Raw genomic sequence first — 26,263 nt, 5'->3', positions numbered from 1 at the left:
TTTTTTGAGTGGCCGTTTCTGTAATTTTTCGACTTATTGCTACACTCATCATTCGACGTTCTTTCGCTTTTCTCGTAGCCGAGCTCATCTGCAAGCTCACATTCCATAACCTCCTGAAGAATGTCCTTGAACATATTTTTCATTGCTGTCATAACTTCATCTGTTGAGGTGAATTTCTGACTTCTTACAAATTCTCTCATCATTTCTGCCGGTACTTTTTCCATTAAAAAAACTTCCTTTCAAGCTTTAATTTTTCTGTTTCCATTATTGCTTGAAAGGAAGTATATTATTCACTTTTACACAAACTTTTCGGCGGTCTCGGAATCTATGCGTATCACAGATTGATTCATCTTATTTTTATTCTGGTGGAACTTCATTAAGCTCAAGTTGGGATGTTTCGGCTCAAAACGCTTGGATTTTATGCAAACAACTAACCGACGATTTTAACGATTCGGTAATAAATACTACTGTTTCAAATAATTCTATAAAAATGATGGAAGCAATTTATAACGGAGATTATCAGTCGCAAGCTATTTCATACGGTACAAGATGGAATCGGATGCGTAATGAAATTTCAAATTTAATTACAGATTGCTCAACCACATGCCCGACAAACAAAAAAAGCGATGCTCAAGCATTGTATACCCAAATTCAAGCTGAATACGAAAAGTACAATAAGCTAATAGAAGAAATTAAAGAGTCATATGGTACATTAACAACAACTAATGCCCTGACAGATCAAATTGGACAAGGTGGTGTATCTATATTTAACTTTTTATGGAACAATTTAGGTTCAGTGTTAAAAACAATAGGTACAAATTCTGACAGTGCAAATAATATATTTGGGTTATCAATTTCAAACAATGGAATACTCAATGTGGTTAATTCTATATTACCTGTTATTCAAACGTTTGCTTATGCAATTGCTGTAATTTTGTTTGGAATTAATATAACCCAAACCTCACTACAATATGAAATTTTAACGCTTCGAGGTGGTATAAAAGTCTTTGCAAGAATTTTACTTGTTAAAGTATGGATTGATTTAGCTGTTCCTATTTCAATGTATGCACTAACAATTATAAATAATCTTGCACAACAAATTCTTAATATATTCACAACTGGTAGCAATACCTTTCCTGCGTATACACCTATTACAACAGAAAGTGGTTCATGGCTATCTGTATTTAATCGATTTATGTCTATACTTTGTGGTTCTATAACAACATTACCTACGATAGCAATACTTATAGCTATAAGTATTTCTGTTATATCTGTGTTTATTAAACTGATTTCTAGAGGTTTTGAACTTACTGCTTTAATCTCACTATCGCCTCTGTTTTTTTCAACGCTTGTAGGTGAGAATACAAAACGTTATTTTAATAGATTTATTTCAAGTTTTCTGTCAACAGCAGGATATATTTTATTTATGTCTATAACATATGCTGTTGCTTCAAACTGGATTAGTCAGTGCACCACCACTGTAATTGGGAACTGGGGTGATTATTTTAAATATTTAATGAATATTTTGCCACAATCAATTATCATTATTGCCTGTTGTAGGATTATGAGGAAGCCACCGAAAGTACTTACTTGCTTATTAGACTCTGGAGGTTAATATGCGTAAAATCAAAATTACAAAACAACAAACCGTAAATTCCAAAGCTGTATATATGGGATTATCAATACCACAAATTATATCAATGGTAATCGGTATATCCATTGCTATCGGCGTGCTTGTACTTTTTGTTTTTATCCTCGGTTTGTCGGTCAATTTTACAATGTTCATTATTTTTGTTGAACTACTATTCTTCGTTGGATTCTCTATTGTAAAAATCAACGGTATGAATCTATTCAAATGGATATATGTGGTTTTTCAGAAACCTACATTTCGTCCATATCAATCGAAGGGAGTTTTAGATACTTATGAAAAAGAAGAAAAATAACAGCAAAATCATAATGATTGAAGAAAAAAAGAAATCAGACCTTAAAGGCTTTTCCAAAAACAAAAAAGCAGCGTCAAACAAACAGTCGGCGCAGGATACCGTATCTTTTGACGAAATATATGAAAATGGATTGTTTAGAATCGGAGATACGTTTAGCATTATTTTCAAACTTGAAAATATTGACTATAAAGTAATGCGTGAAATCGAAAAAGATCAGTTTTATCAAAAGTATATTCATTTCTTAAATACTTTACCTCAAGACGTTAATTATCAAGAGCTAATTCTCAATTCGCCCACTGACGAACTTCAGCTTACTAAAGCGATTGTACCATCATCTCAAAATCAGTTTTGCAGTAAAGATGTCTATGATGATTATTGCAATATTATGAAAAAACTTATTGATACGACGACTGCAGAATCTTGTGAACAGATAATTATTTCTGCGTTGTCGTTCACACCAAGAACAAGGATTGACGATGTAAACATTTTGTTCAAATATTTCAAAGCATTGCAAGACGAGGCTCTTAATTTTGCAATAAAAACTACACAGATCATGCCATATGAAGCAATCGAAATATTGCACCGTATCTATCATATGGCAGATAAAGAAACATTTTTATTACCTACAAATTATTTACAAAATGACGTGAATCTGAAAGATTATATTGTTCCGTCATCGTTCAAGTTTTGTAGCAAGCATATTGAAGTAGGTTCTTCTTTTTCTTCGGTGCTTTTTGTAAAACATTTTTCTTACGAGTGCGACGATGAATTTATTACCGATTTGTTAGACAACAATTATAATATCGCAGTAAGCAAACACCTTATGCGAATAGATAAAACTGAAAGTTTGAAGATTCTAAAACGTCAGATGGATGACCTTGAAGCAAGAATGGAAAAGCGACGTGAAATTAATGCTAAACGTGGCGGAAATTTCATACCGTTTGCTTTACGCCAAAGAGAAAACGATTTGATGTCATTACAAGAAAAGCTCGGCGGCAGCAACTGCGATTTGTTTTCGTTTGTATTATATATATACATATCGGCTGATACGTTAGAAACATTAAATGACATAAAAGACTATATCAAACAGACGGCATTACGTCATCAGGTAACGATAGATGTTTTAACCGGTGTCCCGCAGCAGGAAGCAGGTTTAAATTCGATTATACCTTTTGCTAATCCCAGCAGAACTAACGACGGAGCGTATATTGGACAACCGTTTTATTTGCCGTCCGACGAAATTGCAAATTTTATTCCTTTTTCATATCGTAATAATATTAATCCAAATGGTTTAATGTACGGAATAAATCAGATTACCGGTACACCTATAATTATTGATCGCAGTGAGGGTCTTAACGGTAATGGATTTATTCTTGGTACGTCAGGTTCAGGAAAATCTATGAATACCAAAGCAGAATTTTTTGCCGCAGCAACAAAATATCCCAATGATGAATTTATTGTCATAGACCCTGAAAACGAATATCGACCGCTTGGTGTTCCATTTGATGCGGAAATTATTAAACTTTCTCCTCGAACAGATACATTTATCAATATCTTTGATACAGATATGACATATTCCGAAGATGGTTCTTCTGCAGTTCAGATGAAAGTTGATTTTATTATGACTTTTTGCGAGGCTGCAAAGGGGCTTGAACTAACCGCCAAAGAACGTTCAGTCATAGATCGTTGTGTTAAGTTTGTATACCAAGATTATATCTCGTCACAAGGAGATATAAGCAAGCTGCCAAATCTTCCTCAGTTTTACGAAGCACTGAAAAAACAACCGGAAAAAGAAGCTTCCGATATAGCACTTTCATTGGAGCTATACACGACCGGCAGCTTTGATATGTTTGCACACAGCACAAACATTGAGTATAATAAAAAGTTTATTATATATGATATTTTTGAAATGGGCGAACAGCTACAAACAGTTGGCTTGCTTGTAATTTTGGAAATGTTATGGCAACGAGTTATTCAGAACAAACTCAAAGGAATACGCACTTGGGTGTGGTGTGATGAGTTTTCGGTAATGTTTAATGACAACAAGCAAGGTGTTTTCCGCACAGGTGACTTTTTTGAAAAGGTCTACAAACGTATTCGTAAGCACGGAGGCATTGCGACCGGAGCAACGCAAAACATCAGCGAAGTTATTCAGTCAAATCAGGCGATGACAATGTTGCAAAATTCCGAATTTCTTGTTTTGTTGGCTCAAAAAGAAGATGATTTAGAAATAATAAAAAAAATGTTTAACTTATCTGAAAGTCAAGCAAAATACATTGACATAGATGAACCCGGCAGAGGTCTGATTAAATGCGGCAAGTGTGTTATTCCGTTTATAAACATAATTCCTTCCGATTCGTTGATGTATAAAATATGTACTACTAAATTTAAAGATGTTCAAGCTAATCTAAAATAAGGAGAGATATAATTGAATATATTAATTGTAGCAGACAAGCCTGACGCAAAAATGTATAAAAGCGTTTTTAAAACAGCACCTAACACAACCGTGTTGGGTACTGTAACTCATATCAACTCTGATTTTATACGTACACTTAAGGATAAATATAATCCTCACGCAGTTGTTATCGACACGTCTGTAAAATGCAAAAGCACGACTGTATCGCAAACAGTTGACGATATAATCAAATATTATCCCTATATGCAAATACTTATAATGACAGATGCAGATGATAACACTGAGTTTCATACGCCCTTTGTCGTCAACGGTCCTATTTCAAACCTATCTCTCTTATCTGTTTTAGCTCGTATGTCAAATCATTCTCAAAAAAATAAAAGCGGCGATTCGAGCAAAGACATAGCTGACAAAAAGCGTGAAGTGGACAAATTGTCCACTTCACGACCGTACAATCTATATAATAAAGAATATCGAGCAAAGGTTAAACGATTTAATCCGGTTTGGATTACAGCAGGCGTATTACTGTTATTGGTTATTGTTTTGATTCCGTTAATAATATTCAATTTTAATGCAACATCAAATAACTCAACTCCCGACGAAACGACTACGACCGCAACTGTATCCGACATTTTGGATACCACCGTTTCCGTTTTGGAAACGGTTGCAGAATCAACAAATTTAAAAGAAACGGCACCTACAAATCGTCAGGATACAGATAGTATTAAGTCGCAAGAATCTACAAAGTCAAGCAGTCCTAAATTGAGTTCAAATAATAATCAAAACAAAGAAGTTGTTAATTCTGAAAGCGACAGCTCAAAAAAAACAAACGAAAATAATGAAGACAATTATGAAAACACTGATAATGAGAATGATACTAGTTATGAAGAACATGGCAGTGCAGTAATATCTTATGGAAGTGACAGCTATCGCAATTCTCACAGTGATGAGGTCAGCAGTATTAAATTGTCATATAATTCAAAAACACTACAGGTTGGCGATACTCTTAACTTATCAGCAAATATTAGTCCGGCATCGGCTTCGCAAAATGTAATTTGGAATAGTTCAAATTCAAGCGTAGTATCTGTTTCAAATGGTAGAATAACAGCGCACAAACAAGGGATTGCTGATATTACGGCAACAACCAGCAATGGAAAATCAGCATCTTGTCGTGTAACCGTTAATGCCAAAAATAAAGGAACAACAGTTAAGTTGTCTGCCACTTCGTATCATCTATCCGTCGGTCAGTCGGCAAAAATAACGCTTTATAATGCAACTAACTGTCAATGGTCTACATCCCGTTCATCAGTTGCCAAAGTATCAAACACCGGGCGTAATTCTGCTAATATTACGGCACAGCACAAAGGTTCTGCGGATATATCCGTTATTGATTCAAATACCGGAATTCGGTATATTTGTAAAGTAACAGTAAATTAACTAAAATATGTCCTACCTGCAGAAACCGCTTGGTATTTGTTTTCCCATAAGGAGAAAAAAATGACACCTTTGATTTGTTCTCTATTCTATGTTTATTTTATTTTATCAGTTAATTTCTATCGAAAAGAAATAAAACTGCGAATTGATAACGGTTATAAACACAATTTTAATTTTAAACCAAAAGCACTGAGTTCAATTAGAACAACGGTGCTTTTAATTTTTGTAGCTACATCAATTAATTTTCTTGCATATGCGATATACAAAGAATTTATTATTATCGCAAATGTTTTACCTGCTGCAGTTTGTATTTTCATTCATTCGCATTATCAACGAAAAATCATCAAAATGGATAGATTGGAGGATTAAATATGTATTATTATAAGAAAAAAGATATGTATATATTTTCTGATGAAGAAAAACAGCAAGCTCATAATATATCAGTTATAGATTACTTACAGCGTGTATATGGCTTTAGCTTTAAGAAGTCAGGACAAGGATACAGATGTGTAGAACACAACAGTCTTGTTGTTAATGCCGATGAGAAGTCTTGGTATTGGAACAGTCATGGTTTTGGCGGCGGTGACGTAGTCGAGTTTATCAGGAAATATGAGAATGTCAGTTTTGAAGAAGCATTAAAAAAAGTATTAGCTCCGATTGTATCATCTGACAATTATAACTATAAGTCTGCTTCCAAATCCCCTGTACCCGCAAAGCGGGAATTATTATTGCCGCCTAAAAAGCAGGGTAAGTATAACCGTGTTTTTGCTTATTTAACGAAAACACGCTGCATTGACAAAGATATTGTAACTGTGCTGTTACATAAAAAATTTATTTACGAGGATACTCACGGCAACTGTGTTTTTGTGGGGTATAACAAAAACGGGTTGCCCGCATATGCAAGTATGCGGACCACTATGACGGAACATAAATTCAGACGTGACGCCGTTGGCTCTAATAAGAGCAACGGCTTTTATTTGAAAGGCTATGACCGTAAAAAGGTATATGTATTTGAAGCACCTATTGACTTACTGTCACACGCTTCGATTTGCAATATGTCAAAAAAAGATTGCAGAGATTGGCTTAACTGCACAAGGCTCTCGCTCGGCGGTGTAAGCGATAACGCCCTTGATCACTTTTTGATAGACTATCCCGAAGTTGAGGAAATATGTTTTTGCCTTGACAATGACAGTGCCGGCAAGGAAGCAACAGAAAAATATATGCTTAAGTATGCAGACAAGGGATATAAAGTAAGTTCTCAACCATCTGCGTTTAAGGACTACAACGAAGATCTTGTATATATGGTAAAAAACTGTAAAAGCCGTTGCATATAAAATGTGACGGCTTTTTTTCTTTGAGGTAACAATATGAGAAAATATGATCTCTTTAAAATGCCAAACAATATATTTGAAGCTCCGTTGACTGCAACGGAGCTTCGTGTTATGGCGGTTATTTATAGCCTGCGCAGCAGATCCATTTGTAAAGGCAAGAAATACATAAAGATAAATCAAAAAGCAATTGCTTCAATCTGTGGTTTCAAATCAACTGCAACAGTCAGCAAAGCTGTTGATTCATTATGCAGATACGGATATTTGCGCATAGAACGCTTTTATGATGATTATAAAAAGCTCGGTTCTTATGTTTATACCGTTCCTGTTCTTAGACGTGATTATTTTTTTGTTAATCGTAGAATTTTTAAATTTAATTTATCATCTGCGCAAACAAGAATGTATTTATTCTTCTGCAAATGCTCTGAGAGCCATTCTAAGCGATTTTGGAACAGTTATAACGATATTTGTCGTTCACTAAATTTAAAGCGTTCTGCAGTCATTAAAACGATTTCTGAATTACTTGCGTTCGGACTGATAAAAAAATATAAAATAAGAAAAAAAGACGGCAGCTTCAGCGATAATCACTACAGGATTATTGCACTAAAACCACCAAAATATAAATTTGGACAAAGAAAAAGAAGATGCTTGTTTGCCCCTCACATCTTCTTTAAGCAATTTGTAAAACTGTCTTACAAAATTATGATAAATCATAAACCTAAAAATGTCAATACCCTTTTTTGGCTAAGGGGTAGTCCAAAAATATTAGGGTCATTGTATAGTACCCACTTTAACACCCACAGAAAAAGAAAAAATATAAAGTTATACATAAAGTATAGATGTAACTTAAGACTCTGCGATTTTGGGAAACAATTGCGTTAAAAGCAAATTCATCAATCATTTCGTTTCAAATCACACAAAGCACAGAGAACAGCTCGCCTGATATGAACGCTCTTGTCATAAAAAGCGGCATTTTTCTTCTGTTGGTAAAAAATATAAGGAGTTTTTAATTATGATGATTATGAAAATTAATAATGACATTGCACTTTCTACAGCTGACGCTATTGTAAACGCAAGTAACGGTATTGGATTTATGGGTGGAAAATCGGGTTTAGAATGCCGTAAAAAAGGTGTTGCAGAAAGCCTACATTTCATTAGCCAAGGAGCAATCGAACCACTTGCCAAAACGAAGTGTAAAAAACACGGCTTATTCGGGTATGCTCCCGGTAATGTTTTCATTACGCCTGCGCCAAACCTGAATTGCCAAAAAATACTCTACGCAGTAACAATGCGTTTTCCCGGAAGTAAATGTAAAATCAAGACAATTGAAAAGCTCGTTCCTAAAATTTTATCTATTTCAGAGCATAACAATTTTAAAAGTGTAGCTATTCCTATTTTAGGAACAGGAACGGGAAGATTAAACATTGATGATGTTCTTGAAATATATACCGAATATTTTCAAAACAGCAAGGTCGTATTCCACGTTTATTTTCCATTTGAGAAAAGTATGGATATTGAATAAGTGGACAAATTGTCCACTTTACTTTTTATAATTATTCTTTCTTCTGAAAATCTCGAGCATATTTTTAACTTTATCTTTTTCGGATTTTGTAATTTTAATAACATTAATCTTTTCTTCGGATATACTGCCGTCATATCTTATGCCCTGTTCCGTAAGGTATGCGGCTTCTTGTCCTGTGACCTCTAAATAATATGGTCGTGCATCAGATAAAGATACTCTTTTTTTCTCTTTTCTTCCCCACGTTTTCACAGCCTGCTCTTTTATAAATTTAATAAAGCCGTCGATTTTATCTGTTTTATCAAATACCGCCAAAGCCATATAATAGGTGTCTTTATCTTCTGAAAAAATTATAACGGGTGGATAATTATGTGTGATTAGATAGTAATTCATCAATGTTCTTCCTACCCTTCCATTGCCATCAGCAAAGGGATGTATTGATTCAAACGACAAATGAAGATAGGCTGCAACAGTCAATGGATTTTCACCCTCGTTTTCAATGACTTCATCTAAAACAAACTGAAGCTCATCGGCAACCTCCTCCGGCTCTGCTCCGATATCGTCACCTACTACAAACAAATGCTTTTTATAAGTGCCGGGACGTTCGCCTTTTTCGTACTTCGCTTTATCATAGCAACCGTGCATAAGCGTTTCGTGAATTTTTAAAATAAGGTCTTGTGTAAGCGGTTCACGCTTAACAATTTTTTCTTTCAAGAACTCATAACAATCCTTTTGGTTCTGAATTTCAAAAAGAGTTCTCAAGTCGCCTGTGTATGATGAAACAGTACCGTTTTCAAATACTTCCCTTGTATCGTGATAAGTAGTATTTGGATTTTCAATATGATTACTGTTAAAAGCAAACAGGATTCTGAAATTGTCAAGGTAATAATCTAAATCGTTTTCTGTTTTTATATCAAAAGATTGCCATTGCTCAAGTATTTTATTATAATCAGCCACTATTACACCTCACCTTACAAGTTGGACAAATTGTCCACTTTACTTTTTATAATTATTCTTTCTTCTGAAAATTTCAAGCATACCTTCAACCTTTTCTTTTTTGGATTTTAAAATTTTAATGACATTATTTTCTTCTAATACGTTGCCTTCAAATTTAATTCCCTGTTCCATAAGGTATGCGGCTTCCTGTTTTGTAACTTCCAAATAATAGTCAGAAACCGAAATGCTGTCTATCAGATTATCAGCACGCAAAGAATATTCCTCGTAGTCAGGTGCATTACGCTCTGATTTTAATCGTTTCACTTCACAAACTATCTCTCGCAACATATTCAATTCTGAATTGCTCCATTTTCCGTTAAGAACTTCACTTTCAACATTAGCAGGACTTATTCCTTCTCCTGCCGGGAAAAGGCACTTGCCAAATCTCGACAACAATCGTATATCATCAAAAATTTTACGATTGTAAATAACGTCAAGATTTTTCACAATTGATTCGGCAACGAGGTAGTGATGTTCCTTAGCCGTTGCTCTTGGTGTCTTTCCGAGTGCAATTGCATTTTCATATCGAAGAATTGTACTTTCGTATGAGATTTCTTTTTTTACTGCTATCACGTGGAGTTCAACACGGTAACCTTTATCCTTAAGCATTTGACAAGTATTAATAGGAGTTTCAGCGGTTCTGAGCGTTCCCTCAATAATCAGGTTGTATTTTTCTTCGCTCAACTCACTAATAAGCTGCTCTGTGACTCTGTTGATAAAAGGCTGTGTGTATTTTGGAGAATCATCTCCGAAAGCGGATTGTATTTCAGAATAATAAGGGTGAAATTCTCTAAAAGCGTCAGCATTTATTACAATGCAATTTTTATTACTTTTAAGAATATAATTTTGAAGTATTGTCTTTCCTGCTCCCGGCTGACCGCCCAAAATAAAAGCAACAGGTTTTACTACAGAAATTTTGTTATGAATTAAAATATTTTTAATTAAATTGTACTTTCCTGAATATTGATAATCCGTATACTGATACATCAAGCACCTACCGGGATGGATACGGTTATATTATCAATAATATTTTCATATTCATCTATGTTTTTCTTCAGAATATCATAGCTTGTTTCATTATCACAAAGCATAATTTTATCGGGATAATTTGATAAACTCTCATATAGCGTTCTAATACATTCTAACGGTTCTTGTGTTTCTTCTAAGTATTTTACATACTTTGCTAATACACTAAATGTCTTTTCATATAAAACTTCCGCTTTTGCAGTTATAAGATAATTTGTCATAAAGCAACACCCTTTCTTACGATTATTATATGCTATTATCGCTTGTTTTTCAACTTAAAGTGGACAAATTGTCCACTTTCTCTGTTATGTCCGGTACATACTCAAGAATATCACCCGGTTGGCAATTCAGATACTTGCAAAGCTTCGATATTGTACGAGTGTCAATATCTCCGCCCTCTTTGATTTTTTTATAACTCGCCTGACCGATTATTCTTTCTTTCTTAATCGTATAAGAATTAATACCCTTCTCGTTAAGAATTTTAAGAAGCTTATCATATACAATTGGCAATTAACTCACCCCGATAGACTGATGTATAATAATATTATACACCTAACAAATCTCTAATACAAGTGACAATGTGTATAGAATTATCACTCATATTTGTGATAATTGTCAATTGAATATCCCTATAATTAGTGATATAATTAATACAGAAAACAGATAATATTTTCTTTCTAAACAAAAAAGCAAGAATTATCAAAACATCTTGACAATTCTTGCTAATAGTTGTAAAATATTAATGATTAAAGGATTTTTAGAAATTCAATCCTTAGTCAGCAGACCGTTTACCAGACAGCCTGCTGACCCGTCAAAAGAGTAAACTAGATACTCAAGTGACGTTTAGGCTAATTTCGCTATATATTATAAGCGAATTAGGTTATTTTGTCAACTACCTGTATCCTTATTACTTTGGCGGTTTGAGGATACGGGTTTTATTTTTCGTTTAATCTACAAATTGAATAGTCCGTGAAAGTCTGAACATTAGTACATCCATTGTTGCTTAACAGTATTGCCACTACCTTTGCTCTGTTGGAGCTTCCTAACACCTTGTCGTGATGACAACGTGGAACGAATGAGAGCGTGCCAATCAAATACCAATTGATTGCTACTTAGCGACAATTAGCTAAAAGGATGAAAGGGCTTAATTAACCCTGTTTAATACACGGCTGCGTAAATGCTTATGAATCGCAAACTTGGACAAATTGTCCACTTGTTACGAAACACTTGTATGCAAAGCTTGTAAATCGCTGTATTGCGTTAGCCTCGCTGACCGTAGGAAAGATGTTCATATTTCAACATCTGCTTTTGCAGATTAACAAAAGAATAATCTGTTCGCCGTACCCTTGCGGTGCGGTGGACAGTTAAATGTAAATCAGCAAAGCGATTTAAACAACTTTTCGGTTGCTTAAATCACTTTACTGTTTTGGAGCGGATGATGGGAATCGAACCCACACGATCAGCTTGGAAGGCTGAAGTTCTACCACTAAACTACATCCGCATTTCAACAACATATTTAGTATACTACACAATTTATATAATGTCAAGTAAAAATTTGATTAAACTTCAAATTTTTGAGATTTTTTAATACAGTGGTTTTTTTCTAAATGCACTGATTTAGTTTACAGAAAATTTAGAAATTTTTGTAATCGTATTTTACTTATCTTTTCCATTATTTTCAGCTGAAAATCAGTTATAAAACAGGCGGCAGTTTTATAACCGCCGCCAATCTTGAACAATTATATATTTTTGGGTTTATCTACTATTAATATAAATCCAGCCTTGAACATTCAATCAATTACAAGTTTATTTATATTGACTGCAAAATGATTGATTCGCCGTCAGAAGTGATATTAATGGCACTGATTAACCCGTTATCTGAATTAATCATTTCTGTTGCTATTTTTTCTTCTACTTCTCTGCGAATTGTATTTCTCAGGTCACGAGCACCGCTCTTGCCTGCACAAGACTTTTTGGCGAGGTATTCGCAAGCCTTATCGTCATAGGTGAACTTAATGTGCTTTTCTTCAAGCGTCGGTACGTATTCGGAAAGCATAAGGTCTGCAATTTTAACAAAGTCTTGTTGTTTAAGTGAGTTAAATACTATAACTTCATCGACTCTTGCAATAAATTCAGGACGTAAAAATTCTGAAAGGGCTTTCATAACCTTTTCTTTTGATGCTTCACTCTCTGTTTTGCCGAATCCCAAGGCACTGTCACGGCTTGTCGAGCCAGCATTTGAAGTCATAACAATAACTGTATTCTCAAAGTTTACGGCTCTTCCGTGCGCATCCGTTACCTTACCTTCATCAAGAATCTGAAGAAGAATATTTAAAACATCGGGGTGAGCTTTTTCAATTTCATCAAAAAGCAATACTGAATATGGTCTGCGGCGAACCTTTTCGGTAACTTGGCCTGCTTCGTCGTATCCCACATATCCTGGAGGTGAACCAATAATCTTTGAAACCGAATGCTTTTCCATAAATTCAGACATATCAAGTCTTATCAAAGTTTCCGGTGTATCAAAAAGTTGTTTGCTGAGAACTTTTACAAGCTCTGTTTTTCCCACGCCTGTTGGTCCCACAAATATAAATGAAGCAGGTCTGCGGCGAGGCGAAATCTGACAACGGCTGCGTTTGATTGCTGACGCAAGCGCCTCAACGGCTTCGTCCTGACCGATTATTTTTTTCTTTAATTCAACATCAAGGTCTTTAAGTTTGGCAAGCTCATTTTCACGGATTCTTGAAGCCGGGATGCCTGTCCAAAGCTCGATAACCTTTGCAATGTCTTCCTCAGAAACTTTTGAAATCAGTGTGTCAGGATTAATCTTTGCTAAATCGGAGTCTATTCTTGCAATGCTTGTATTCACTTCAGCCAAAGCCTCATAGTCTACATTTTCAGCAGTGGTAAGCTCTTCCTTTTTAGATTCAAGGACACCCTTTTCATCAATCAATTTGTCGTGTTGTTCCATATTCTTGTTTCTAAGAGCGGCACAAGCGCAGCTTTCATCGAGCAAGTCAATGGCTTTATCAGGCAAAAATCTGTCAGTTATATAACGTTCTGACAGAACAACAGTTTTTCTTACTATATCATCGTCAACGGTAACTCTGTGATGATTCTCATAATAGCTCTTTACACCAGCAATAACTTCAATTGCCTGAGAAATTGTGGGTTCTCCGACTTTTACCGGTTGAAATCTTCTTTCAAGAGCAGAGTCTTTTTCAATATATTTTCTATATTCATTAAAGGTGGTAGCACCGATAACTTGTACTTCACCACGGGAAAGTGCCGGCTTGAGAATATTTGCTGCATTCATTGTTCCTTCACTGTCACCGGTTCCCACAAGGTTATGTACCTCGTCGATAAACAGAATTATATTTCCGCTTTCTTTAATTTCAGAAACAAGACCTTTGATTCTGCTTTCAAACTGACCTCTAAACTGAGTGCCCGCAACAAGCGAGGTAAGGTCAAGTAACTGAATTTCTTTATTTTTTAACCTTTGCGGTACATTTCCTGCTGCAATTCTCAGCGCCAAGCCCTCGGCAATTGCAGTTTTACCGACACCGGGCTCACCGATAAGGCAGGGATTGTTTTTTGTACGGCGTGACAAAATCTGAATAACACGTTCAATTTCTTTTTCACGACCGATTATTCTGTCTATTTTTCCCTCTTTTGCCTTTCTTGTCAGGTCTTCGCAATAGAGGTTAATATGTTTTCTTTTTTTGTCTTTCTTATCTTTTTTTGTATTTTTAGACGTTGCAGAACCATCAGCAGAATTTGCATTTTGCTGTCCGCCAAAAATATTATTGAAAAATGCGGGAAAAGCCGGAGCGCCATGAGTGAAATCATCATCGTCACTGCCCTCTCCGTCATTATCAAAATTACCCATTTGTTCAGCAAGATTGTCTGCGCCCAACTGTTCCATAAGCTGAGATATATCGCCGTTCTCACCCATATTCTGCATAAGAGCATTCATTTGGTCCTGAACATTTTCAAGGTCATCATCTGATATACCCATTTTTTCAATTAAATCTTCTACCGGTTTAATTCCAAGCTCCTTAGCACAGGTTAAGCAATAACCAACAGTCGGTGCGTCCTTTGAATTATTATTAGAAACGAAAACGACAGCAGGCCGTTTTCCACATTTACTGCAAAGCATAAGCTTCTCCTTTATAATAAAATAGTTTACATCAAAAACAAATTAGTATAAATATAACACTCATAAATTATGATATACATATACTTGAAGTATTATTATATATGTTTGCATTAAAAAATGCAATGCAGATTTTTAATTTTTTGCTTTTCATTGTTTAGTTTTTTTCCTGCTATTCTCTTTTATCAAAGAAAAATAGATTTTTGCATATTGAAAAAGCGCAAAAAACATTGTTATTGTAGTTACAAAAATCAAAATAAAATCAAGATACATATTTTCATACTCAAAAACAGCTTTTAAAAATACTATAATACATATTGAAAAATAAAACACAATAGTTCCGATTTTGCCATACCATTTTGCAGCCGGCGGAGTAATGCCTCTTTTAACAAGGTCCATTCCTCCCAAAAGCATCAGCACGTCTTTTAGAATAAGCAATGTTAGTAACGGAAGCGTACTTGGCATATATATTACAATACAAATTGCAACGGCAAACAGTGTCAGTTTATCGGCTATCGGGTCAAGAATTTTACCAAGAGGAGTAACCTGGTTAAGCCTGCGTGCAAAAAATCCGTCACAACAATCACTTAAACCCGAAGCACCAATGCAAGCTGCGGACATAATATAATTTTCGTCCAAAAAGAAATATACAAATGGCGCAATAAGAATAAATCTAAAATATGTTATAAAATTCGGAACCGTAAATAAATCACTGAATTTAAAGCTCCATACATCTTTTTCCATATTTTCACCACCTAAATTGTGTTAATAAAATGAACAAAAGAATTTAAATAATTGTCCTGAGAATAAATCATCAGACAAAATAGCAGGGTGGGCAAATGACATTATAACATAAAAAATATTAATTGCAAAGAAAACAAACACAATTCCTTCGGCAACACCCAAAAAGCCGCCGAAAATCATATCAGCCTGTTTAACTATCGGTATACTAAACACCTTTAAGGCTATGTGAATAAGTCTCTTTACAATTATAAATATTCCCAAAAACAAAACAATAACGCAAAGCACGCCTATTATATTTATTACAACATCGCTTAAAGGCTTCTCGATGGCGTACACAATTTGATTATTGGTATCAGATATAGTCATATAGTTTACTATATCATTTACATTGCCACCGAATATTCCCATTATAAATGAGATAATCCCATGCACCCAATTTGGCACAGCATCAAAACAATTAGTAATAGTATAAGATATGCTGTTCTGTTCAGCTATGTAAGAAAGATTTTGAATTATATCCTGCTTTAGAAACGCTTCATATATCCACAGTGAAAGATTAGAAGAAAGGAAATTGGCTACAACTGCTGATAAAACAAGTCCCACAAAGTTCAATATTGACTTTGCAAGTCCGCGAAAAACACCTAAAATTGTAAAAAGCAGGATAATTGTAACAATTAATATATTTGTTAACATTTTTACTCCTTAATATTTATTATTCAACTGAATCAGCAGTTGAAGTTTTATTCAAATCTATACGTCTTAACTGATTTACGCTCAAAACATAAGCCTCTGAATCAGAGTTAAGAATCAATGCTTTTGCACCTGTTCCGGCGAAAGATGAATGAATTTGTCTTCCGCCGCTGTCAAAAGCATATATCATATTGCCGTCAAGGACAGCAATAACGCCCTTATACATTGACATTGATTCCGCACCGCTGTCAGTATCAATAGTGGAAATAACATCTCCGTTATCATTATAACTTATAAGAGTACAGCTTCTGCCGTCGCCGCTTTTTGAGAGTGCAAGTGCGAATGATTTGGTATCTTTATTAAAGCAATAATTAGCAATCGGCTCATCTTCATAGCTTATTGTAGTATAATCGTCTTCTCCTATTTTAACAATATACGAAGCAGTCTCACCGATAAGCACGGCACGCTTAGAACTTAAATATTTGCAATCCAAAACGGTATCGTTTGATATTTCATATTTTGAAATTGGTTCTGATTGTTCAAAATCAAGAACATAAACACCTGTTTTTACTGCTCCGTTGTCACTTGTAATGCCACAAGCTATACAACCGGAACCATCGGGATTTAACGCAACCGATATTATATAGTATTCGGAAAAGGAATATTTGAAAATTCTATTATTGTTACTGTCAAACGCAAAAAGTTCGGTTAAATATCCGCTGCTTTCTGTGACAAGGCAATATATGCCGTTTGAAGCAATATCACCTGTGTATATTTTATTTTCAGCTTCGCCTGAGTAAAGATTTTTCTCAAAATTTTGTATCTGATAATTCTTATCACCGAGACCATAAGTTAAGAATCTGTTTTCAGATGCTTTCATAATAGGCTTTGAATATCTAAGCTGAACGTTTGCGACCTCACGTCCAGTTGTGTTCAATGTTACAAAGGAAGTATCGGAAGCATAAGCTGGTCTGCCTTGGTTTACGGCAAAGTTACCTGATTTTACTTCCGAGCCAATTAAATCGATGGGATAACCTCCACCGGCATTTCCCAAAACCTCATATGTCCACCACATTGCGATATTATCAGGAGTAAGCTTGTCCCGATTAGCAAATGCAAATACTATAAGTCCTGACGCAAGAGCAATACAAACTCCTAACAAAATCTTCTTTACGGCAACGGGAGATATGTCGGTTTTTTCTTGCTCGTAATCTTCAAGCGGCATATCTTCATAGCTTATTATGTCGCCACGTTCCTTATTCTGTTTTCGTTTAGAATATCGACCTTTTTTTAATATATTAAACAACTTTGCCCACTCCCCAAGCAAACAAATCTAATTTGCCAAAAGTATTGCCAATCTAAATCCAATAATACAGATTAATCATAGTTTACTTTGTTTAAATATAATCCACAGGGCTGTGCAGTCGGTCCTGCAAATTTTCTGTCCTTTTTTTGAATAATCTCTGAAATACCGTCTGACGGAATCTTACCCTGTTGGATTCTTAATAAAGTGCCAACCATAATTCGCACCATATTATATAAAAATCCGTCTGCTTCAACTTTCATAGTTACAAGCTCTCCGTCACGCTGAACCGAAAATGCCTTTACGGTTCGAGTCATATCGCCTTTTTCACGATTATCAAGGGTACAAAATGATGTGAAGTCGTGTTTACCTACAAAAGCTTGAGCAGCATCGTTTAGCAAATTTTCGTCAATCGGATAACGATAATGCAAAGCATAACCGTCTAAAAACGGATTCCGAACCGTGCTGTTCCAAATTTTATAAATGTATTCCTTACTTATGCAACTGTATCTTGCGTGGAAATCAAGCTCCTTTTCAACGCAGTCCAAAACTGCTATTGAATTTGGAAGCCATCTGTTAAGCGCAGCTTTAAGCCTTTCCGCAGGAATCGGATGACAAAGTTTTATGCTGATACAATACATATTTGCATGTACGCCGCTGTCGGTTCGGCTGCAACCTTTTACATCAAAATTATCACCGATTATTTTTCTCAGGGCATTTTGAAAAACTTCCTGAACAGTAACGGCGTTTTGTTGTATTTGCCAACCGTGAAATTGCCGACCGTCATATGAAATTGTGGCAAGCAAATTTCTTAAATCACTGCCGGAATAAATATGTTGCATAGAATCACTCCGCAAATAATAAGTGCAAGCGTCAAAAAAGCTATCACATCACGTTTTACCATATGAATTGATTTCATTCTTGTTCTTCCGTCGCCGCCGCGATAGCAACGACATTCCATTGCGGTTGCTATGTCATATGCACGTCTGAAAGCAGACACAAACAAAGGAACAAGTATCGGAATAAGAGCCTTAACTTTAGTTATAAGATTTCCTGAATCCATATCCGCACCTCTTGCCTTTTGCGCCTGCATAATTTTATCTGTTTCTTCAAGCAAAGTCGGCACAAATCTGAGTGCAAGAGACATCATCATTGCAATTTCATGAACCGGAAAGTGAATAACATTGAGAGGCTTCATAAGCCTTTCCAAAGCATCGGTAAGCTCTGTCGGAGAGGTTGTAAATGTAAGACACGAACTTGCCAAAATAAGGCAAACAATTCTGACGGTTACAAACAAAGCTCTGTTGATTCCGTTTACGGTAAGTTTAAATACCCACCACTGCCAAATCGGTTCGCCCGGGCCGTAAAATAAATTTAAAAGCGACGTTATCATAACAATAAAAATTATCACTTTGAGGCTCTTAAAGTAGAACTTTGGAGAAATACCGCTTGCGCCGATATAAAATACAGTAAACAGGGTGGTTATTGCAAGTGAAATATAATTGAACGTACAGAAAATAATCACAAGATATGCTGTAAACATTATTATTTTAGCACGTGGGTCAAGTCTATGAATAATACTTTTTCCCGGGAAATATTGTCCGAACGAAACGTCTCTTACCATAACTTTTCCTCCTTCTTTAGGAGTGATACAATTACCTCGAAAGCTTCATCAACGGTAAGGATTCCGCTTGGAACATTAAATCCGTCAGATTTAAGCTGTTGCATAATGGATGTAATTTGCGGTATTTTTAATCCGATTTTTCGGAGTTCATCGCCGTGTGAAAATACTTCTTTAGTTTTGTCAAACATAACAAGGTGAGAATCGTTCATTACAATGATTCTGTCTGCCACCCTTGCAATATCCTCCATACTATGTGAAACCAAAAGTATGGTATTTTTTCTCTCTTTATGATACTGGGTGATTTGACTTAGAAGTATCTCTCTGCCCATCGGGTCAAGTCCTGCCGTTGGCTCGTCAAGCACAAGCACCTCAGGGTCCATTGCAATAACACCTGCAATTGCGGCACGTCTTTTTTCACCGCCTGATAAATCAAACGGTGATTTTTGTAAAAGCTCCGGTTTAACTCCTGCAAATTCAGCAGCTTTTATTACTGATTTATCTAAATCATCACCGGTTTTTCCCATATTTGTAGGACCAAAGGCGATGTCTTTGTAAACAGTTTCTTCAAACAGTTGGTATTCGGGATACTGGAACACCATACCAACTTTAAACCTTATTTTACGAATTTCTTTAGGATTCGTCCAAATGTCCTCGCCGTCAAGCAATACTTGTCCATCGGTCGGCTTAATGAGTCCGTTAAGCATCTGCACAAGAGTTGATTTTCCCGAACCCGTGTGACCGATAATTCCTATAAATTCGCCTTTATTAATCTTTAGACTTACATTATCAACGGCACATTTTTCAAACGGCGTGCCCTGTCCGTATACAAAACTAAGATTTTTAAGCTCAAGTACAGGCGTCATCTCAGCACCTCCTCAAGCATTTTGATACATTCGGCGTTATTAAGTGGAATTTTATCTATCTTTACCCCACAACCTTTAAGTCTGTAAGCCAATTCGGCAGATTGCGGAACGTCAAGCCTATGCTTTTTTAAAAGCTCAACTTGCGAAAATACTTCATCGGGTGTTCCTTGGGTTAGAATATTTCCTCCGTCCATAACCACGACTCTGTCTGCAAGTACCGCTTCGTCCATATAATGAGTAATCAGCACAACGGTCATATTCTTTTTATGGTTCAACTCTAAAAGCGTGGAAAGGACTTCATCTCTTCCGTTTGGGTCAAGCATAGCGGTTGGCTCGTCCAACACAATACATTCAGGCAAAATTGCAAGGATGCCTGCAATAGCAACACGCTGTTTTTGACCGCCCGAAAGTTTGTGTGGCGCATGCTTTCTGTACTCATACATTCCAACTGCTTTTAATGCATTATCTACACGTGTTCTGATTTCTTTTGGAGGAACTCCAAGGTTTTCGGGGCCAAACGCCACATCTTCCTCAACAATGCTCGCAACAAGCTGATTGTCGGGGTTTTGCAGTACAAGTCCCACCTTTTCTCTAATATCAAAAGTTTTGTCTTCGTCCGAAGTATCATCTCCGTCAACATACACTTTGCCGCTGTCCGGCAATAGCATTGCATTGAGATGCTTTGCAATTGTAGATTTTCCGCAACCGTTGTGACCGATTATCGCAAGAAATTCACCCTTTTTCACGTCAAGAGAAACTCCGTTTAAGGCATATTTCTTGTTCTGCTGTTCTTCAACATCGGTATACGAAAAAAATACATTTTGAAGTGAAATGAAATTCATTAATTATTTCTCCCATATTGCGGTTGAGCCGCACGGCAATATAAGACCCGTGTCGGTCACCTTAAGTCCGATTTCGCTGCTTGTAACATAGCCGCCAAAATCTTTTTTCAGCAATACTGCAAGCAGATATTCCATAACGGCAGGTGAAAGTCCTGTCGTGTATGAGTTTAGTATAAAGAAAACAGGGTTATCCGATAACACTTGTTTGCATAACATAACAAGCGGATAAAGCTGTTCTTCAAGCTTCCAAATTTCACCGCCCGGACCCCTACCGTATGACGGCGGATCCATAATAATTCCGTCGTATTTGTTGCCACGTCTTATTTCACGCTGAACAAATTTTACACAATCGTCAACAAGCCAACGCACTGGTTTATCTGAAATGTTGCTTGATACCGAGTTTTCCTTTGCCCACTGTACCATACCTTTGGAAGCGTCAACATGGCACACCGAAGCTCCCGCCTGCATACATGCAAGTGTGGCACATCCTGTATATCCAAAGAGATTGAGAATCTTAAGTGGGCGTTTTTCATCTCTTATTTTGTCGGCGGCAAAGTCCCAATTGACTGCCTGCTCGGGAAACACGCCTGTATGTTTAAAACCCATCGGTTTTATATTAAATGTCAAATCATTATAATTAATTGTCCAACGCTCGGGAACTTTCTTATATTGCTCCCAATAACCGCCGCCCTTGTTACTGCGATGGTATCGCGCATGAGCAGTTCTCCAAAGCGGATTCTTTTTTTCGGTTGACCAAATAATTTGTGGGTCGGGTCTGATAAGAATTATATTTTTCCAACGCTCAAGACGTTCTCCGTCAGAAGCATCAATAAGCTCATAATCCTTCCAATTTTCTGATAATCGCATTATGCCAATCTTTCCCTTACTACCTGTGCGGCTTCTTCAGCCAAACTTTGTATTTCTTCAAGGTTTTCACCCTCAAGCATTACTCTTACAAGCGGCTCTGTGCCGGATACACGAACCAAAATTCTTCCTCTGTCACCAAGAATGTCGGTCACACGTTTAATTTCAGACTTAATCTCTTTGTCGTTATAAAAAGCAAGTTTGCCCTCAGCGCTAACCTTTACATTAATAAGCACCTGAGGCATACGCTCCATTACCTTTGCAAGCGAACTGAGCTTATCCCCTGTGCGCTTCATAATGCTAAGTACAGTAGCTCCCGAAAGCTGACCGTCACCTGTTGTTTCATAGTCAAGCAAAATTATGTGGCCGCTTTGTTCACCGCCGATATTGTATCCATCCTGAAGCATTGCCTCTAGCACATAACGGTCGCCGACTTTGGTTGAAACAAATTTCATACCGTTTTCTTCACAAAACTTGTTAAAGCCCATATTTGTCATAATTGTACCGACAACGGCATTCTTTTTAAGCACGCCCCTGTCCTTCATATCTTTGGCACATATAGCTATAAGATAGTCGCCGTCAACAAGGTTTCCGTTTTCATCAACAGCAAGACACCTGTCGGCATCACCGTCAAATGCTAGGCCGCAGCAAAGTTTATTGTCACGAACATATGACTGAAGCTTGCCTATGTGAGTTGAGCCGCAATCCTTGTTTATGTTAATTCCGTCAGGCTTATCATATAACATATGAACTTTTGCGCCTAACTTGGTAAACAATTTTTCAGCAGTACGTGATGAAGAACCGTTTGAACAATCAATAGCAATTTCCATACCTTCCAAATCACAATTAATACATTCAACAATGTAATTAATATAGTCGTCACAGGCACTGTCCATTCTTGTAACTTTACCAAGATTTTTGTCACTTGCAAGGCTGTACGGTACTATATGGTCAAGAACAATTTCTTCAATTCTGTTTTCAAGGTCATCAGGTAATTTGCATCCCTCTGAGCTGAATATTTTTATACCGTTAAACTCAAAAGGATTATGTGATGCTGAAATCATAATGCCAGCATCTGCATTGTACTTTTTAACAAGATAAGCAACAGCAGGAGTCGGAACAACACCCAAAAGCTCAACATTCGCTCCGACAGAACACAATCCGGCAATCAAAGCTCCCTCAAGCATATCTCCCGAAAGTCGGGTATCACGTCCTATTAAAATAGTAGGATGTTCAACTTCATCACTGATAAGCACCATTGCGGCTGCTCTTCCGATATTCATAGCAAGTTCAGCAGTCAGTTCAGAATTGGCTACTCCTCTTGCACCGTCTGTTCCGAATAATCTTCCCATAATAACCTCCAAATTTATGTAACTTGTTTTACTTTAATTTAATATAGTAATAATTTTATTGACTGTCTTGACTGTCAAGCAAATTGGGCTGAGTTGGCATAGCATTAATTGCACCTTTAGGAAAATCGTATCCAAGATGTCTGCATGCCTCAGCAGTAATACATCGTCCGCGCGGAGTTCTGCTTAAAAAACCGATTTGAAGCAAATAAGGCTCATAAACGTCCTCTATGGTAACAGCTTCTTCGCCTATTGCAGCTGCAAGAGTTTCAACCCCGACGGGACCTCCGTTATAAAATTTAATTATCGCTTCCAACATTCTTCTGTCGTTGCGGTCAAGCCCAAGTTCATCAATTTCAAGCCTGTCAAGAGCAGTTCTTGCGGTATCAACGGTAATAACGCCGTCAGACATTACCTGAGCAAAATCACGTACACGTTTTAACATACGGTTTGCAATTCTCGGTGTGCCGCGTGAGCGTGACGCAATCTCTAATGCACCGTCGTCATCAATTTTAATGCCAAGTATTCCGGCACTTCTCATAACAATTTGTGCAAGCTCCTGTGGAGTGTATAGCTCCAGTCTTAAAACTACGCCGAAACGGTCTCGTAACGGAGCAGTCAGCTGACCTGCCCTTGTAGTAGCGGCTACAAGGGTAAAGTGCGGAAGTGGCAAATGATATGACGCCGCCATTTGACCCTTTCCTGTGATAATATCAATTGCAAAATCCTCCATTGACGGATAGAGAATTTCTTCAACGGCACGACTGAGTCTGTGAATTTCATCAATAAACAACACGTCACCCTCGTTAAGGTTTGTTAACAGTGCCGCTAAATCTCCCGGCTTTTCTATTGCAGGACCTGAAGTTATTCTAACTGATACACCAAGCTCGTTTGCAATAATTCCTGCAAGAGTGGTTTTACCAAGTCCCGGAGGTCCGTACAAAAGCACGTGGTCAAGCGTTTCTCCACGAATTTTTGCCGCCTCAATAAACACTCTGAGATTTTCTTTTGCCTTATCCTGACCGATATATTCATCAAGATTTTTCGGTCTTAACGGATTATCGCTTTCCGCAGTATCTTCGGGAATTTCTGAAGTATCAAGTATTCTGTTTTCAAAATCAAACTCGTCTGAGAATTGCATATTACTCATATCATTGTCTTCCCATCTGCTTAAGAGTCATCGCTATAAGTTTTTCAACAGGCAAAGAGCTATCAAATCCCGATAATATTTGGGCTACTTCTGACGGCTGGTATCCGAGAACACCAAGAGCCTCTATTGCCTTTGGAACATTGCCGACAGCAACATTTGAAGCAACTTCGGGTAACGGTGAAGCGCCGTCATCTCCGATTGTGGCTTTTGCAAGCTTGTCCTTTAATTCAAGTATAATTCTTTGCGCTATTTTTTTGCCTATTCCCTGAGCTCGGGTAATAGATTTTATATCATTAGATGCAATTGCCATTGCAACCTGCTCGGGAGTCAGTTCGGACAGCACCGAAAGACCTGCTTTTGGACCAACTCCGCTGACTGAAATTAAGGTTTTAAAAGTTTCGAGTTCGGTTTTTGTTGCAAACCCAAACAATTCAACTGCATCTTCTCTAACATTCAAATATGTAAACAGGGTTACTTCTGTATTGATTTTAAGATTTTTTAAGGTATTAACAGTGGTTTGGCAATTATACCCTACTCCGCCACATTCAACAACCGCAGTTGAAGAAGTAGTATATATTAATTTACCTCTTACGGAATACAGCATTTTTATAATCCTTTCGTATACAATCTTCGTCTAAGTTCAGAGCCCTGAGCCTGAGCATGGCAAATCGCAATTGCAAGTGCGTCTGCGGTATCGTCGGGCTTTGGAACTTTTGACAGATTAAGAAGTCGTCGAGTCATTTCCATAACTTGGGGCTTTTTGGCTTTTCCGTAACCTGTAACCGCAATTTTAACCTGGAGCGGAGTATATTCGAAGATTGGAATTTTTAGCTTTTGAGCGGCAAGTAATGTAACACCTCTTGCCTGCGCAACTTTTATGGCGGTTTTTTGATTGTTTTGAAAGTAAAGTCTTTCTATTGCAAGCGCATCCGGACGGCAACGGTTTAAAATTGAATATATTTCGTCATAAATAATTTCAAGTCTTTGATTGAAGTCGGTTTGCGCCTGAGTTTCAACGGAGCCAAATCCAATAGGCTTGTATATATTTGATTTAAAGCTAATTGCTCCCCATCCAACTATCGCATAACCGGGGTCAATACCAAACACTACCAATTCTGCGCCCTCCGAACCGAAAGTTAAATATAAAATGGCATAATAACACAATTTAAGATATTATAACACAAAAGTGTAAGATTATCAATATTTATGTATGATATTGTTTGAACGCAAAATTCACGTCAATCACACTTATCGAGCATTATTGTATTTCCTTCAAAAGTAAGCTCAAGAGATGAGTTTTTCGGGTTATAATCAAAGCCATAGTTTTGTGCAATTTCAGGAACAAAAATTACAAATGTAGAATCGCCAGCAATATATTTTCCACTTATAACACAACTTTTATCGGCATTATTAATAGAAAACTTAGCAGAATCGTTTTCAAATTCAAGGTTTACTTCTGCACCGCTATCATATATTTTTTGCCATTTTGATGTTGTAAGCTCAGTTTTACAGCCTGAAGTATCTTTTGAACACGAGCATAACAAAAAAACAGATAATATTAAAACCGCTGCGACATATTTTTTCATATTATTTTCTCCTTGTATTATAGAGTAGTAGTTATTAGAGTCCCTCTCCAAGGACTGTATGCTATACTGTTAGAGATACTGTGGATTAGTTTTTGTCTCCTACCGCAAGACGGTCAAAGAAAGGCTCTAACCACAGTCTCTTTGTACAGTTGTTAATCAGTTAGATACCGCACGACGGTTTATGTGGAACAAGGTTACAATCGCAAAGAGCATTGTGGCTCTAAGCAGTATCGAAACTACTATGAAAGAGGTATTTGTATGATTGTTATCGGAATTGATGTTGCAAAGGATAAGCATGATTGCTTTATCATGAACTCAGAAGGGGAGGTTCTGTTCAACCCCTTTGTCATTCAAAACAACCGCGAGGGCTTTGACAGCCTTTACGAGAAGATTTGCTCTGTGGCAAATGATTTTACAAAAGTAAAAGTAGGAC

At 36.7% G+C, this 26,263-nt stretch carries 28 protein-coding genes and 1 tRNA gene; 9 read left to right on the top strand and 20 right to left on the bottom strand.

The window, feature by feature from the left end:
• Nucleotides 1–224: transposase (locus BLP46_RS10405; RefSeq protein ID WP_207645235.1), on the bottom strand; the 224-nt coding region annotated here is incomplete at its 3' end.
• Nucleotides 225–559: 335 nt separating this feature from the next.
• Between BLP46_RS10405 and BLP46_RS10400 the strand changes: the two genes are divergently transcribed.
• The 8 genes from BLP46_RS10400 (at nucleotide 560) to BLP46_RS10365 (ending at nucleotide 8,640) form a co-directional block, all read left to right on the top strand.
• Nucleotides 560–1,615 carry a hypothetical protein gene (locus BLP46_RS10400; protein ID WP_092978759.1) on the top strand — a complete coding sequence of 352 codons (1,056 nt, stop codon included), beginning with the start codon at nucleotides 560–562 and terminating at the stop codon, nucleotides 1,613–1,615.
• Nucleotide 1,616: 1 nt separating this feature from the next.
• Nucleotides 1,617–1,943, top strand: a complete 327-nt coding sequence (locus BLP46_RS10395; protein ID WP_092978757.1) for a PrgI family protein — start codon at nucleotides 1,617–1,619, stop codon at nucleotides 1,941–1,943.
• The gene (locus BLP46_RS10390; protein WP_092978755.1) at nucleotides 1,924–4,359 is read left to right on the top strand and encodes a VirB4-like conjugal transfer ATPase, CD1110 family; all 2,436 of its coding nucleotides are present in this window, start codon (nucleotides 1,924–1,926) and stop codon (nucleotides 4,357–4,359) included. The genes BLP46_RS10395 and BLP46_RS10390 overlap by 20 nt, the downstream gene beginning before the upstream one ends.
• Nucleotides 4,360–4,371: 12 nt before the next feature.
• Nucleotides 4,372–5,793, top strand: coding sequence for an Ig-like domain-containing protein (locus tag BLP46_RS10385; protein WP_092978754.1), 1,422 nt, complete (start codon nucleotides 4,372–4,374; stop codon nucleotides 5,791–5,793).
• Between the two features lie 60 nt (nucleotides 5,794–5,853).
• Nucleotides 5,854–6,159: a hypothetical protein gene (locus tag BLP46_RS10380; protein WP_092978752.1), complete on the top strand. Its 306-nt coding sequence runs from the start codon at nucleotides 5,854–5,856 to the stop codon at nucleotides 6,157–6,159.
• 2 nt (nucleotides 6,160–6,161) lie between these two features.
• Complete coding sequence (locus tag BLP46_RS10375; RefSeq protein ID WP_092978750.1) at nucleotides 6,162–7,124, top strand: DUF3991 domain-containing protein; 963 nt, start codon at nucleotides 6,162–6,164, stop codon at nucleotides 7,122–7,124.
• Nucleotides 7,125–7,157: 33 nt separating this feature from the next.
• Nucleotides 7,158–8,000, top strand: a complete 843-nt coding sequence (locus tag BLP46_RS10370) for a helix-turn-helix domain-containing protein (RefSeq protein WP_092978748.1) — start codon at nucleotides 7,158–7,160, stop codon at nucleotides 7,998–8,000.
• 130 nt (nucleotides 8,001–8,130) lie between these two features.
• Nucleotides 8,131–8,640, top strand: coding sequence for a macro domain-containing protein (locus BLP46_RS10365; protein ID WP_092978747.1), 510 nt, complete (start codon nucleotides 8,131–8,133; stop codon nucleotides 8,638–8,640).
• An 18-nt stretch (nucleotides 8,641–8,658) separates the two neighbouring features.
• Here the strand turns inward: BLP46_RS10365 and BLP46_RS10360 are convergent, their stop codons facing one another.
• The 19 genes from BLP46_RS10360 to BLP46_RS10270 form a co-directional block, all read right to left on the bottom strand.
• Nucleotides 8,659–9,594, bottom strand: coding sequence for a Fic family protein (locus BLP46_RS10360; RefSeq protein ID WP_092978746.1), 936 nt, complete (start codon nucleotides 9,592–9,594; stop codon nucleotides 8,659–8,661).
• A 39-nt stretch (nucleotides 9,595–9,633) separates the two neighbouring features.
• Complete coding sequence (locus BLP46_RS10355) at nucleotides 9,634–10,620, bottom strand: zeta toxin family protein (protein WP_092978745.1); 987 nt, start codon at nucleotides 10,618–10,620, stop codon at nucleotides 9,634–9,636.
• Complete coding sequence (locus BLP46_RS10350; RefSeq protein WP_092978743.1) at nucleotides 10,620–10,880, bottom strand: hypothetical protein; 261 nt, start codon at nucleotides 10,878–10,880, stop codon at nucleotides 10,620–10,622. Before BLP46_RS10350 ends, BLP46_RS10355 begins: the two co-directional genes overlap by 1 nt.
• 49 nt (nucleotides 10,881–10,929) lie before the next feature.
• Complete coding sequence (locus BLP46_RS10345) at nucleotides 10,930–11,169, bottom strand: helix-turn-helix domain-containing protein (protein WP_092978741.1); 240 nt, start codon at nucleotides 11,167–11,169, stop codon at nucleotides 10,930–10,932.
• A 917-nt stretch (nucleotides 11,170–12,086) separates the two neighbouring features.
• Nucleotides 12,087–12,160: transfer RNA gene (locus tag BLP46_RS10340), tRNA-Gly, on the bottom strand.
• A gap of 309 nt (nucleotides 12,161–12,469) precedes the next feature.
• The gene (locus tag BLP46_RS10335) at nucleotides 12,470–14,818 is read right to left on the bottom strand and encodes an ATP-dependent Clp protease ATP-binding subunit (protein WP_092978739.1); all 2,349 of its coding nucleotides are present in this window, start codon (nucleotides 14,816–14,818) and stop codon (nucleotides 12,470–12,472) included.
• A 147-nt stretch (nucleotides 14,819–14,965) separates the two neighbouring features.
• Nucleotides 14,966–15,559, bottom strand: a complete 594-nt coding sequence (locus BLP46_RS10330; protein ID WP_092978737.1) for a CDP-alcohol phosphatidyltransferase family protein — start codon at nucleotides 15,557–15,559, stop codon at nucleotides 14,966–14,968.
• A 21-nt stretch (nucleotides 15,560–15,580) separates the two neighbouring features.
• Entirely contained in the window at nucleotides 15,581–16,252 is a 672-nt protein-coding gene (locus BLP46_RS10325; RefSeq protein WP_092978736.1) for a CvpA family protein, read from the bottom strand.
• 19 nt (nucleotides 16,253–16,271) lie between these two features.
• A complete protein-coding gene (locus tag BLP46_RS10320) occupies nucleotides 16,272–17,555 on the bottom strand; it encodes a DUF5711 family protein (RefSeq protein WP_092978734.1) in 1,284 nt (427 codons plus the stop codon).
• Between the two features lie 71 nt (nucleotides 17,556–17,626).
• A complete protein-coding gene (gene truA, locus BLP46_RS10315) occupies nucleotides 17,627–18,394 on the bottom strand; it encodes a tRNA pseudouridine(38-40) synthase TruA (protein WP_092978732.1) in 768 nt (255 codons plus the stop codon).
• Nucleotides 18,364–19,176 carry an energy-coupling factor transporter transmembrane component T family protein gene (locus BLP46_RS10310; protein ID WP_092978730.1) on the bottom strand — a complete coding sequence of 271 codons (813 nt, stop codon included), beginning with the start codon at nucleotides 19,174–19,176 and terminating at the stop codon, nucleotides 18,364–18,366. Before BLP46_RS10310 ends, truA begins: the two co-directional genes overlap by 31 nt.
• Nucleotides 19,170–20,039: an energy-coupling factor transporter ATPase gene (locus BLP46_RS10305; protein WP_092978728.1), complete on the bottom strand. Its 870-nt coding sequence runs from the start codon at nucleotides 20,037–20,039 to the stop codon at nucleotides 19,170–19,172. The genes BLP46_RS10310 and BLP46_RS10305 overlap by 7 nt, the downstream gene beginning before the upstream one ends.
• A complete protein-coding gene (locus tag BLP46_RS10300; RefSeq protein WP_092978727.1) occupies nucleotides 20,036–20,881 on the bottom strand; it encodes an energy-coupling factor transporter ATPase in 846 nt (281 codons plus the stop codon). Before BLP46_RS10300 ends, BLP46_RS10305 begins: the two co-directional genes overlap by 4 nt.
• A 3-nt stretch (nucleotides 20,882–20,884) precedes the next feature.
• Entirely contained in the window at nucleotides 20,885–21,748 is an 864-nt protein-coding gene (locus BLP46_RS10295; protein WP_092978725.1) for a class I SAM-dependent methyltransferase, read from the bottom strand.
• The gene (gene glmM, locus BLP46_RS10290; protein WP_092978724.1) at nucleotides 21,748–23,097 is read right to left on the bottom strand and encodes a phosphoglucosamine mutase; all 1,350 of its coding nucleotides are present in this window, start codon (nucleotides 23,095–23,097) and stop codon (nucleotides 21,748–21,750) included. The genes BLP46_RS10295 and glmM overlap by 1 nt, the downstream gene beginning before the upstream one ends.
• A 55-nt stretch (nucleotides 23,098–23,152) precedes the next feature.
• Nucleotides 23,153–24,244, bottom strand: a complete 1,092-nt coding sequence (gene ruvB / locus BLP46_RS10285; RefSeq protein WP_092978723.1) for a Holliday junction branch migration DNA helicase RuvB — start codon at nucleotides 24,242–24,244, stop codon at nucleotides 23,153–23,155.
• Nucleotide 24,245: 1 nt separating this feature from the next.
• Nucleotides 24,246–24,848: a Holliday junction branch migration protein RuvA gene (gene ruvA, locus BLP46_RS10280; RefSeq protein ID WP_092978721.1), complete on the bottom strand. Its 603-nt coding sequence runs from the start codon at nucleotides 24,846–24,848 to the stop codon at nucleotides 24,246–24,248.
• Between the two features lie 2 nt (nucleotides 24,849–24,850).
• Complete coding sequence (ruvC, locus tag BLP46_RS10275) at nucleotides 24,851–25,357, bottom strand: crossover junction endodeoxyribonuclease RuvC (protein ID WP_092978719.1); 507 nt, start codon at nucleotides 25,355–25,357, stop codon at nucleotides 24,851–24,853.
• 125 nt (nucleotides 25,358–25,482) lie between these two features.
• On the bottom strand, nucleotides 25,483–25,830 hold the full coding sequence (locus BLP46_RS10270; RefSeq protein WP_092978717.1) for a hypothetical protein: 348 nt from the start codon (nucleotides 25,828–25,830) through the stop codon (nucleotides 25,483–25,485).
• 183 nt (nucleotides 25,831–26,013) lie between these two features.
• Here BLP46_RS10270 and BLP46_RS10265 point away from each other — a divergent pair.
• Nucleotides 26,014–26,263: IS110 family transposase (locus BLP46_RS10265; protein WP_353961314.1), on the top strand; the 250-nt coding region annotated here is incomplete at its 3' end.

Source organism: Ruminococcus sp. YE282 (assembly GCA_900101355.1).
GTDB lineage: Bacteria > Bacillota > Clostridia > Oscillospirales > Acutalibacteraceae > Ruminococcoides > Ruminococcoides bromii_A.
The sequence above is the reverse complement of the archived record's forward strand: the minus strand, read 5'-3'. Positions and strand labels throughout refer to the sequence as shown.

Bases quoted from the DNA above. Each gene is read 5' to 3' on its own strand.
- BLP46_RS10390 (WP_092978755.1), top strand. From the start codon at position 1,924: ATGAAAAAGAAGAAAAATAACAGCAAAATCATAATGATTGAAGAAAAA.
- BLP46_RS10365 (WP_092978747.1), top strand. From the start codon at position 8,131: ATGATGATTATGAAAATTAATAATGACATTGCACTTTCTACAGCTGAC.
- BLP46_RS10355 (WP_092978745.1), bottom strand. From the start codon at position 10,620: ATGTATCAGTATACGGATTATCAATATTCAGGAAAGTACAATTTAATT.
- BLP46_RS10375 (WP_092978750.1), top strand. From the start codon at position 6,162: ATGTATTATTATAAGAAAAAAGATATGTATATATTTTCTGATGAAGAA.
- BLP46_RS10380 (WP_092978752.1), top strand. From the start codon at position 5,854: ATGACACCTTTGATTTGTTCTCTATTCTATGTTTATTTTATTTTATCA.
- BLP46_RS10300 (WP_092978727.1), bottom strand. From the start codon at position 20,881: ATGAATTTCATTTCACTTCAAAATGTATTTTTTTCGTATACCGATGTT.
- BLP46_RS10350 (WP_092978743.1), bottom strand. From the start codon at position 10,880: ATGACAAATTATCTTATAACTGCAAAAGCGGAAGTTTTATATGAAAAG.
- BLP46_RS10270 (WP_092978717.1), bottom strand. From the start codon at position 25,830: ATGAAAAAATATGTCGCAGCGGTTTTAATATTATCTGTTTTTTTGTTA.
- BLP46_RS10295 (WP_092978725.1), bottom strand. From the start codon at position 21,748: ATGCGATTATCAGAAAATTGGAAGGATTATGAGCTTATTGATGCTTCT.
- ruvA (WP_092978721.1), bottom strand. From the start codon at position 24,848: ATGCTGTATTCCGTAAGAGGTAAATTAATATATACTACTTCTTCAACT.
- BLP46_RS10370 (WP_092978748.1), top strand. From the start codon at position 7,158: ATGAGAAAATATGATCTCTTTAAAATGCCAAACAATATATTTGAAGCT.
- BLP46_RS10310 (WP_092978730.1), bottom strand. From the start codon at position 19,176: ATGGTAAGAGACGTTTCGTTCGGACAATATTTCCCGGGAAAAAGTATT.
- BLP46_RS10325 (WP_092978736.1), bottom strand. From the start codon at position 16,252: ATGTTAACAAATATATTAATTGTTACAATTATCCTGCTTTTTACAATT.
- BLP46_RS10335 (WP_092978739.1), bottom strand. From the start codon at position 14,818: ATGCTTTGCAGTAAATGTGGAAAACGGCCTGCTGTCGTTTTCGTTTCT.
- glmM (WP_092978724.1), bottom strand. From the start codon at position 23,097: ATGGGAAGATTATTCGGAACAGACGGTGCAAGAGGAGTAGCCAATTCT.
- BLP46_RS10330 (WP_092978737.1), bottom strand. From the start codon at position 15,559: ATGGAAAAAGATGTATGGAGCTTTAAATTCAGTGATTTATTTACGGTT.
- truA (WP_092978732.1), bottom strand. From the start codon at position 18,394: ATGCAACATATTTATTCCGGCAGTGATTTAAGAAATTTGCTTGCCACA.
- BLP46_RS10400 (WP_092978759.1), top strand. From the start codon at position 560: ATGCGTAATGAAATTTCAAATTTAATTACAGATTGCTCAACCACATGC.
- BLP46_RS10305 (WP_092978728.1), bottom strand. From the start codon at position 20,039: ATGACGCCTGTACTTGAGCTTAAAAATCTTAGTTTTGTATACGGACAG.
- ruvB (WP_092978723.1), bottom strand. From the start codon at position 24,244: ATGAGTAATATGCAATTCTCAGACGAGTTTGATTTTGAAAACAGAATA.
- BLP46_RS10395 (WP_092978757.1), top strand. From the start codon at position 1,617: ATGCGTAAAATCAAAATTACAAAACAACAAACCGTAAATTCCAAAGCT.